Source organism: Youngiibacter fragilis 232.1 (assembly GCF_000495435.3).
Classification (GTDB): Bacteria; Bacillota; Clostridia; order Clostridiales; family Clostridiaceae; genus Youngiibacter; species Youngiibacter fragilis.
Genome location: NZ_AXUN02000032.1, coordinates 1 through 7,900, shown reverse-complemented (window position 1 = coordinate 7,900; position 7,900 = coordinate 1). Strand labels below are relative to the sequence as shown.

11 protein-coding genes are annotated in these 7,900 nt (G+C 47.0%); 6 read left to right on the top strand and 5 right to left on the bottom strand.

All coding sequences use genetic code 11. From position 1 onward, the window contains the following. Positions 1 to 404 (top strand): hypothetical protein (locus tag T472_RS19675; RefSeq protein ID WP_023863265.1); only part of this gene is annotated, 404 nt, incomplete at its 5' end. A 54-nt stretch (positions 405 to 458) separates the two neighbouring features. On the opposite strand, the gene T472_RS02010 is transcribed toward T472_RS19675, so the two are convergent. Genes T472_RS02010 through T472_RS01995 form a run of 4 tightly spaced genes read right to left on the bottom strand, consistent with a single transcriptional unit; the run spans position 459 to position 3,540 of the window. Next, entirely contained in the window at positions 459 to 1,364 is a 906-nt protein-coding gene (locus tag T472_RS02010) for a DUF4085 family protein (protein WP_023384773.1), read from the bottom strand. Positions 1,365 to 1,367: 3 nt separating this feature from the next. Then, entirely contained in the window at positions 1,368 to 1,592 is a 225-nt protein-coding gene (locus T472_RS02005; RefSeq protein WP_023384776.1) for a PF20097 family protein, read from the bottom strand. A gap of 15 nt (positions 1,593 to 1,607) precedes the next feature. Further along, positions 1,608 to 2,840 carry an ATP-grasp domain-containing protein gene (locus T472_RS02000; protein ID WP_023384779.1) on the bottom strand — a complete coding sequence of 411 codons (1,233 nt, stop codon included), beginning with the start codon at positions 2,838 to 2,840 and terminating at the stop codon, positions 1,608 to 1,610. Continuing rightward, positions 2,764 to 3,540, bottom strand: a complete 777-nt coding sequence (locus T472_RS01995) for a glycosyltransferase family 2 protein (RefSeq protein ID WP_023384781.1) — start codon at positions 3,538 to 3,540, stop codon at positions 2,764 to 2,766. Before T472_RS01995 ends, T472_RS02000 begins: the two co-directional genes overlap by 77 nt. Before the next feature lie 65 nt (positions 3,541 to 3,605). On the opposite strand from T472_RS01995, the gene T472_RS01990 reads away from it, so the two are divergent. Further along, positions 3,606 to 3,842 carry a sulfurtransferase TusA family protein gene (locus T472_RS01990; RefSeq protein ID WP_023384783.1) on the top strand — a complete coding sequence of 79 codons (237 nt, stop codon included), beginning with the start codon at positions 3,606 to 3,608 and terminating at the stop codon, positions 3,840 to 3,842. A gap of 42 nt (positions 3,843 to 3,884) precedes the next feature. On the opposite strand, the gene T472_RS01985 is transcribed toward T472_RS01990, so the two are convergent. Then, entirely contained in the window at positions 3,885 to 4,784 is a 900-nt protein-coding gene (locus T472_RS01985; RefSeq protein WP_023384786.1) for a LysR family transcriptional regulator, read from the bottom strand. Between the two features lie 166 nt (positions 4,785 to 4,950). On the opposite strand from T472_RS01985, the gene T472_RS01980 reads away from it, so the two are divergent. The 4 genes from T472_RS01980 to T472_RS01965 all read left to right on the top strand — a co-directional run bounded on the left by T472_RS01980 (position 4,951) and on the right by T472_RS01965 (position 7,764). Then, on the top strand, positions 4,951 to 5,628 hold the full coding sequence (locus T472_RS01980) for a YeeE/YedE thiosulfate transporter family protein (RefSeq protein ID WP_023384788.1): 678 nt from the start codon (positions 4,951 to 4,953) through the stop codon (positions 5,626 to 5,628). Between the two features lie 79 nt (positions 5,629 to 5,707). Continuing rightward, positions 5,708 to 5,935 carry a sulfurtransferase TusA family protein gene (locus tag T472_RS01975; protein ID WP_023384790.1) on the top strand — a complete coding sequence of 76 codons (228 nt, stop codon included), beginning with the start codon at positions 5,708 to 5,710 and terminating at the stop codon, positions 5,933 to 5,935. Between the two features lie 20 nt (positions 5,936 to 5,955). Further along, positions 5,956 to 6,516 (top strand): YeeE/YedE thiosulfate transporter family protein, encoded by a 561-nt coding sequence (locus T472_RS01970; protein WP_023384793.1) that lies wholly within the window; start codon positions 5,956 to 5,958, stop codon positions 6,514 to 6,516. Positions 6,517 to 6,540: 24 nt separating this feature from the next. Then, positions 6,541 to 7,764: an FAD-dependent oxidoreductase gene (locus T472_RS01965; RefSeq protein ID WP_023384795.1), complete on the top strand. Its 1,224-nt coding sequence runs from the start codon at positions 6,541 to 6,543 to the stop codon at positions 7,762 to 7,764. Positions 7,765 to 7,900: the final 136 nt, after the last annotated feature.

Below are 7,900 nucleotides of genomic sequence, written 5' to 3'. Positions count from 1 at the left end.
CTTTCCTAATAAATTATACAAGCAACCCACCTGTTAATTGGAATGAAGTCGAGTCAATACTTAAGGATCTTGGCGCAGTCAAGGTGTATCATATTAAGGCCAAACATTCGATAGAGGACTGGTTTCTAAGTGACCTTACCGGAATACTGAAGTATCTAAAATTAACACCCGGTTCAAAGCCAAATGGAAACAATGGTTATGAGAAAATGAAGAATCTGTTTAAAAAGTCTAATCGACTATACGTCAAAGGTGAGCGAATTAATGGATTTATCGACTCAATCGATGTAGAAAAGATTATGTGTACAAACTGCAGTCAGTTAAAACCACTTTGCAAAGAACTAAATGTAAGGTGTCCAAATCTAGTTTCAAAACATCCCAAACCTCACTCAAATAAAAATCCATAAATGCAATGAAAGGATATGATACTGAAGAGAATTCAGGATCATATCCTTTGCTGATTATTCGAAATCTCCCCAGTCCTTCTCACCATGTACCATAAGAATCTTGTCGTATGTTACCGTAAAGTATGACTTAATTCCATCTTGACCGGAAAGCAGAACATTAAGTTCATACCTGTCACCCTTCCTGTAGACTTCTTCATAAAGCCAGTAAAATCCTGAAAGTTCATTCTCTATCAAGGTGATTTCCGGATCAAGAAGTACAAGCCTCTCCACATCGGTGAAGCCTCCACTGTTGTCAAGGTCTATAGTAAGCTTCCCTTTCTCACTTATGACCTCAGTGATCCTGCAGTCATGGAGGTCAAAGCCGTCCTTATAGAGCTTCCTTATAGGCTTCGCTTTCTTCAGGTACTTATGATACTCCCTGGCTGCCCTTTCAACCTTCCTGTTGTTCCTGTTGGATAATTTCTTCACCTTTTTCAGGACCTTCCCTGTAGCTTTGCCTAAAGTGAATACCCTGAGGTCTGCAATTCGTCCCCTTATTTTTTCAGGCAGGATTTCTTCATAACTTTTCAGCCTTTCTTGAAAGACTTCTTCAAAGATTGCCTCATGCCTTTCAGCATCGAAGACGACAGGCTCCTTTAATTCTTCATCATGGACACCTTCAAGGAGGTCAACTGGTTGGTCAGCAAATATCAGAAGAGGTTTGAGTACAGCGTCCTCACCATTTCTCTGGATATCTTCTTTCTCATACTCATCGAAGTATTCCAGCTCCTCCAGGTCTGAATCATACATTGATTCCTCTGCCATGCGTCTTTCAAACCTGATGAATTCAGCCAGTTTCCTTTTGTAAAGCTTCCTGAAATACTCCTCAGAGAACTTACCTGCCTTCCTGGATTTTTCCAATCCGAAATGCAGGTCGGTTTTCTGCATGGTCATATACCATTCCTTGGTGAAATAGTTCATTTTCTAATCCTCCTGCTCAAGAAGGTCAATGGTAAGCTTTGAGCAGACACTGCATTTGTATGCAATAACCTTCGGTCTTCCGAAGAATCCGGACTGACCTATGCTTTCACCGCCCGCGATGAATATCCCGAGCAAAGGCTTCTTGCTGGCTGAAAGCCATTTGAGCCTGTACCTGTCCCCGTAAATATGTCCCTTTTCCATTATGCTGCTGCAGTATGGGCAGATCATTTCCCTTCCTCCAATCTATAGCGTCCTTATAAGATTATTACCGTCCTCATCTAGAATCTTCATTGTCCTTCTCAGGTCAATAAGGTTCTCTTCAACCTCCCGCCGCGTGTCTCCCTTCACTATGACAAAGCCTGCCCTCTGGGATGCGTTCAGAATGGCTGGCAGAAGGTCACCCATATGGATATTGTAGCCTGCATCAAGGACGTAAGGAAGCTTCCTTATCTCCTCGACCGGAGTCATGTAGCTTACCTTACCCTCTCCGCAGAAGAAGAGCCTGGTCGAGAATGGTCTGGATCCTTCTGCCACAAGCGCGCTTTTCAGGTCGCTCTTGTCATAACCGCTGTCCAGGCAGCCCTCTATGTTCATCCTCAGCACATCAGCACCGGTTGCATATGGGATTGTCATGTCCTCATAGGCTCCCCCGAGCCTGCAGGCTATCTCATTGACCTTGATGCCTTCATTTCCAATTAGGAACTGGAAGTATAGTGGGCCTTCTTCAATTATAAAATCTTTGCATATCTTCCTCGTAAGCTCCTTCAGCTGAACTCCATGCTTCTCTATGTGCTTTGTAGGATTCTCATGTGAGGTGCATACCCCTATATGCTCGTCAGGAGAAAATGTAACCCTGTCTGTTATTGTGAGTATGTGCACCCTACCACTGTCCACCCAGCCGCTTACGGTGATTTCATCATTCTTGTAGAATTCCTCCACAAGGATTTCACTGCTCCTTGAGTCCTTCAGGACACTTTCAAGTCTTATCCTTACTTCCTCAATGGAACCTACCTTGAAGATACCTCTCTGTCCCTGTGAATCCAGGGGCTTTATCACAAATGGAGGGCACATTCCATCAAGTTCAGAGTCACTGAAACCTCTGCCTATTATCCTGAAGTTTGCTGTAGGTATCCCCTTCTCCCTGAACCTCTCCTTCATGTGCTTCTTATTGGTCACAAGTAACGCGGTCTCGTCACTTAAAAATGACGGAAGGTTAAGCCTGTTCTGGGTCACCGTAACTGAAAGAACAGGCTGGTCGGTGCCTGAAGTCATGACACCGTCCACCCTGTATTCATTGGCACATCTTAAAATATCCTCCGGGCTGAAGGCATCGGCAAGGACCATGTGGTCCGCCAGGCCTTTAGCCTCCGTCCATTCATTGTAGTCAGCAGCTATCACCTCATATCCCAGAGACCTTATCCTCAAGATTGCGCTCCTCTGGCAGCTGCCCGCTCCAACCATCAGTATCCTCTTCATCGTGCCTCTTCCTTTCACCGAATACAAGACTCTTCAATCCGTAGTTGAACCAGAGCCTGGAGCATAGTATGACGCATTTCCTAAGGTCATACCCGGATTTCCCGTATAACCTTTCACGCCTTGAAACCTCCACATTTCCCACAAGGTCTGCATAAGGCAGAAGCTCTGCGCTTAAGTACACGAACCTGTTGCCAGGGTCTGTAAGATGCCTGTACACCTTCCTTGAAACAAGCCTGAAGCTTGAGACTCTGAGGCCATGGAGATTGCCATATCTCAGCCTGAAGAACAGTCCTACAAGCTTGGAGCCCAATGCCCGAAGACCCTTCGAGCCATAGTCCTCATACACTCCAAATACCATGTCGCAGCCGTCCTTTGCAAGGGAGATCATCCTCGATGCATCCCTTATGTCATGCTGCAGGTCGTCATCGATGGTTATTGCCCAGTCACCCCTTGCCATGAGCATTCCTGTGGCAAGAGCCCTCTGCTGTCCCATGTTGGATTTGATATGGATACCCCTGATCTGGCTGTTGGTTCCAGAAAGCTCCATTATCTTTTCGAAGCTCCCGTCGCCAGAGCCGTCATCAACCAGGATGACCTCGTAGGTATATCCGCATTCCCTGAAAAAGCCGTCTATCTCGTCAATAAGCGGCTTAAGTGTCTCTTTGCTGTTGTACACCGGAACTATAACAGAATAGTCCACAGTTCACTCTCCCTTCGAGGTTGATGCAGAACCTCTTTGGATGCTATACTTCAATTGAGTTACGAATGGAAGGACTGAATGCTTTGGACAAGATCGACTGCTTCGGAGACATATGCCCTGTACCCGTGATCAAGCTTCAGACGAGGATATCCAGTATCGAAGAAGGTGAGTCCTTCATGATGGTAGTGGACCACAGCTGCGCGATAGAGCACATGCGTGAGGTCCTTATGAAGGAGGACCTTGACTGGGAGATCGATGAAGTCATGAACGGGGTATGGGAAGTCACAGTATCCAAGAGATAATCCAATATGTATATGCCAGGAGCCTTCCGGCTCCTTTTTCGTTTAGCAGAAATGCTTCTCCCCGTTTTCCCTGAAGTACTTGTATACCTCGGAAATCGCCCCGGTCCTGTCGCACTTCTTCCTGGTTACCAGATATATGGGGAAATCCATCTCGAAATCCCTTACCTCAATAAGCTTGTACTTCTTCTCGTAGAGTTCCTTCTTCACCGACATGTACGGAAGGAAGCAGACCCCGAGATTGTTGTTCACGGACGATTTTGCCGCTGGCACCGAATCCACCTTGAACATGATGTTGATCCTGTCCATGGTCATGGACTTAGGCTCTATCCTCTTCTTGAGTGACCTGGATATTGTGAGCGTATCGTCATCAAGGAGTATGAGCTCGCACTTTTCCAGGTAGCTGACATCAATGACATCCGGAATGTTTGACTCGGCATTGGCGACGAGAACTATCTTCTCGCTCCCTATCCTTGCGAAGTCGAGTTCCGTATCTACCGGCTCTTCCGTTATGAAGCATAGGTCGGTAAGGTCGTTGTGAAGGTCATTAAGCGAATCAGAGGTATTCTTTGCTGACATCTCAAAGCTGTAGCTCGGATACTTCTTCTTTACCCTGTATAGCACGCATGGCAGCGAATAGTCCACAAGGGACAGGTATCCGTTTATCCTGATGTTCTCTGCGTTTGCGTCCAGCATGTCGAGCTCTTCCCTCATCTTGTCATGGATCCTGAGCATGGTGCCTGAGTGCTTGAAGAGGATCTTTCCTGCCTCAGTAGGCTCGACGCCCTTGTTGCTCCTCTCGAGAAGCTTGTAGCCAAGCTCGTCCTCCAGCTTCTGTATTGTCTGGCTGAGCGCTGACTGGGATATATGCTTGCTCCCCGCCACCTTCGATATGCTTTTCGTTTCTATGACTTCCCGGAAGAATTCAAGGGATGTAAGATTCATTTAAAGTCACCTCAACTCCTATTATATAGCATCTTCATTTTTCTGCCATCTGTTTTTCTTATACTGGTTCATCAAACAAGTTATACGTTAACATTGATAATATGGTAACATGTGGTTGTGAGATTGTTAAGAGTATAGCAAACTTATTTTGAAGGAGAGTGAACAAATGGCTGAAAGAACCGGCGCATCATCAAGACGCTCTTCAGCACCTAAAAAGCCGAAGAAGAATCAGATACCGTACGGATTTCTTACAGTAGCCCTGATAGTTGTCGTTGGATTCCTGCTCTATGCGCAGAATCCCACAGTGGCCTTCTTCTGGATGATAGGCAATATCTTCGGATTCATACTGCAAAAAGGAAGGTTCTGTTTCACGGCATCCATGAGAGACCCATATCTGACAGGGTCAACATCAATTACCAGATCGGTGATAATTGCATTTGCGATAACCACCATCGGATTCACCGCGATAAAATACGGCTATCATGCCGCAGGACTTCCGATACCGGGCCAGAGCTATGTCGTGCCGATAAGTGCGGCGACAGTGATCGGCGCATTCATATTCGGAGTCGGCATGGTAATAGCAGGCGGATGCGCATCGGGAACCCTCATGAGGGTCGGTGAAGGCTTCGCAATGAACTCAATCGCCTTCCTGTTCTTCATAGTCGGATCCCTGTGGGGAGCCCACGACTTTGGCTTCTGGAAAGAGAAGTTCATATCAAGCGGTCCTACTGTATTCCTTCCGGATGTGTTCGGATGGGTAGGAGCGGTAGTGGTACAGCTCATCGTGCTTCTGCTCCTGTACATAGCTGCAGACAAGTGGGAAAAGAAAAAGGCAGGCCACTAGAAGCTTGCAGATCGTTACAAATTTAATGAAATCGTGTTAAAAACAAGACAAAATAAATGAATTAATGGAGGAAATTGAAATGAAAGAAGTTATGCTTGATTGCTTTGGAGAGGCTTGCCCGGTTCCACTCGTAAAGACACAGAACAAATTGAAGGAACTCGAGATCGGTGACGTACTCATAGTCCAGATAGACCACAGCTGCGCAATGAAGAACGTACCTGAGTGGGCAAGGAAAGAAGGATACAATGTCGAAGTCGAGGAAGTTGACGACGGCGAATGGGAAGTAATAATCGAGAAGAATAAGTAGCACCAGGCGGAGGTGTGGAATTGGAAAAGGAAAAGAAGAAATTCTTCGACCAGATGAAGTCTAACGAGTACTACATCAAATGGCTCAAGGAGCCCTTCACCTATGTCACAGCCGCAGTACTTCTGTCCCTGTTCCAGATTGTTTCCCTCGCAGCAACAAAGAATCCCTGGGGAGTCTCAGGAGCCTTTGCGGTGTGGGGAGCATGGATATACGAGGCGGTAGGCGGAAGCGTTGACAAATGGTACTATTTCGCATCCGAAGGGATGCAGAGCACACTGAATAACGGTATCCTAAACCACCCTGACTCCTGGAGGAACTTCGGGATAGTAACTGGAGCGTTAGCTGCGACACTTCTCGCATCAGGCTTCAAGCTGAAGAAGATAAAGTCCTACAGGCAGGTCATCGCGGCTGTTGTCGGCGGAGTCCTCATGGGCTACGGCGCAAGGATCGCATTTGGCTGCAACATCGGAGCCCTCTATGGAGGAATCGCTTCCCTGTCGCTGTCAGGCTGGGTATTCGCAATAGGGATGTTCGGAGGCGCAGTTGTGGGAAGCAAACTGCTCGTCAAGTACTTCATGTAATATGGGAAGGTGAGGCAATACTATATGGGAAGAGAAAAGGCTGTAGAAAATTATGACGTAGTCATCATAGGCGGAGGTCCCGCAGGACTTTCAGCCGCAATATACGCAGGAAGGGCAAGGCTCAAGACGCTTCTCCTCGAGAAGGCGCTTGTAGGCGGACTTGCGACATATACCAACGAGATAGCTAACTATCCTGGTTTCCCTGACAATCCTAAGGGTGAGACAATAACTGACCTCATGAAGAACCAGGCTAAAAACCTGGGAGTGACCTTCAAGCTCACGGCTGTAACAAGCGTTGACCTCAAGGGTGAGGAAAAGGTAGTCGAGACCTTCAGGAACAAGTTCCTTGCAAAGGTAATCATCATAGCTACCGGCGGAAGACCAAGGACAACTGGCGGAAAGAACGAGGAGAACTACCTCTTCGACAAGGGCATAAGCTTCTGCGCAACCTGCGACGCCGCTTCAAACACAGGAAAGCATGTGGTGGTTATAGGATCAGGAGACGCTGCCATTGAGGAAGGAATGTTCCTTACAAAGTTCGCTTCAAAGGTTACAGTATCTGTAATGCATGAAGAAGGAAAGATGGACTGCAACGAGATCGCAAAGGCAGCCGCCCTCGCGAACCCCAAGATGGCATTCGTATGGAACACAGTGGTTGATGGATTCGAAGGCGACGGACACCTTAAGACAGTGATACTGAGGAACGTTAAGACAGGCGAGCTAATCCCTGTTGACTGCGACAACTGCTTCGAGTTCATAGGATACCTTCCTAACTCAGAGCTCTTCGAGAACCAGCTCCCCCTTACAAGTCAGAAGTACATAACTGTCAACAACAAGATGGAGACTGGGATCGAAGGAGTCCTCGCAGTAGGCGACATAACAGACAAGTACCTTAAGCAGATAGCGACGGCAGTCGGCGACGGCGCAGTTGCAGGAACAGTTGCTGAAAGATACATAGCTGAAAAGAACATCTTCGACAACCAGATAATGCAGAAAGAAAAGACAGGCCTCATATTCGTCTACAATGCGATAGACTGTGACGCCAGGAACTTCCTCGCAGAGGTTGAAGCGATCGAAAAATCAGCGAATGGCTCCCTTGCAGTGTCAAGGATTGACACCTACAAGTCCAACGGACTTGCACTTAAGCTCGAGCTCGAAAGCGTTCCGGCAGCGGTTGTCACCAAGGAAGGCAAGATAGTGCAGAAGATCTACGGGTTAAACAAGGATGCGATCCTCGAAGCCCTGTAAGAACATATGATGGCCCAAAAGGCCTATGACAAAGCCCGGAGTAACCTCCGGGCTTTAAAACTCTACGATGTAAGTCAAATATGTTCCATTTTACAATTTTCGCTGTAATACTTTCAGGGTAGTGTATTTTAATTTG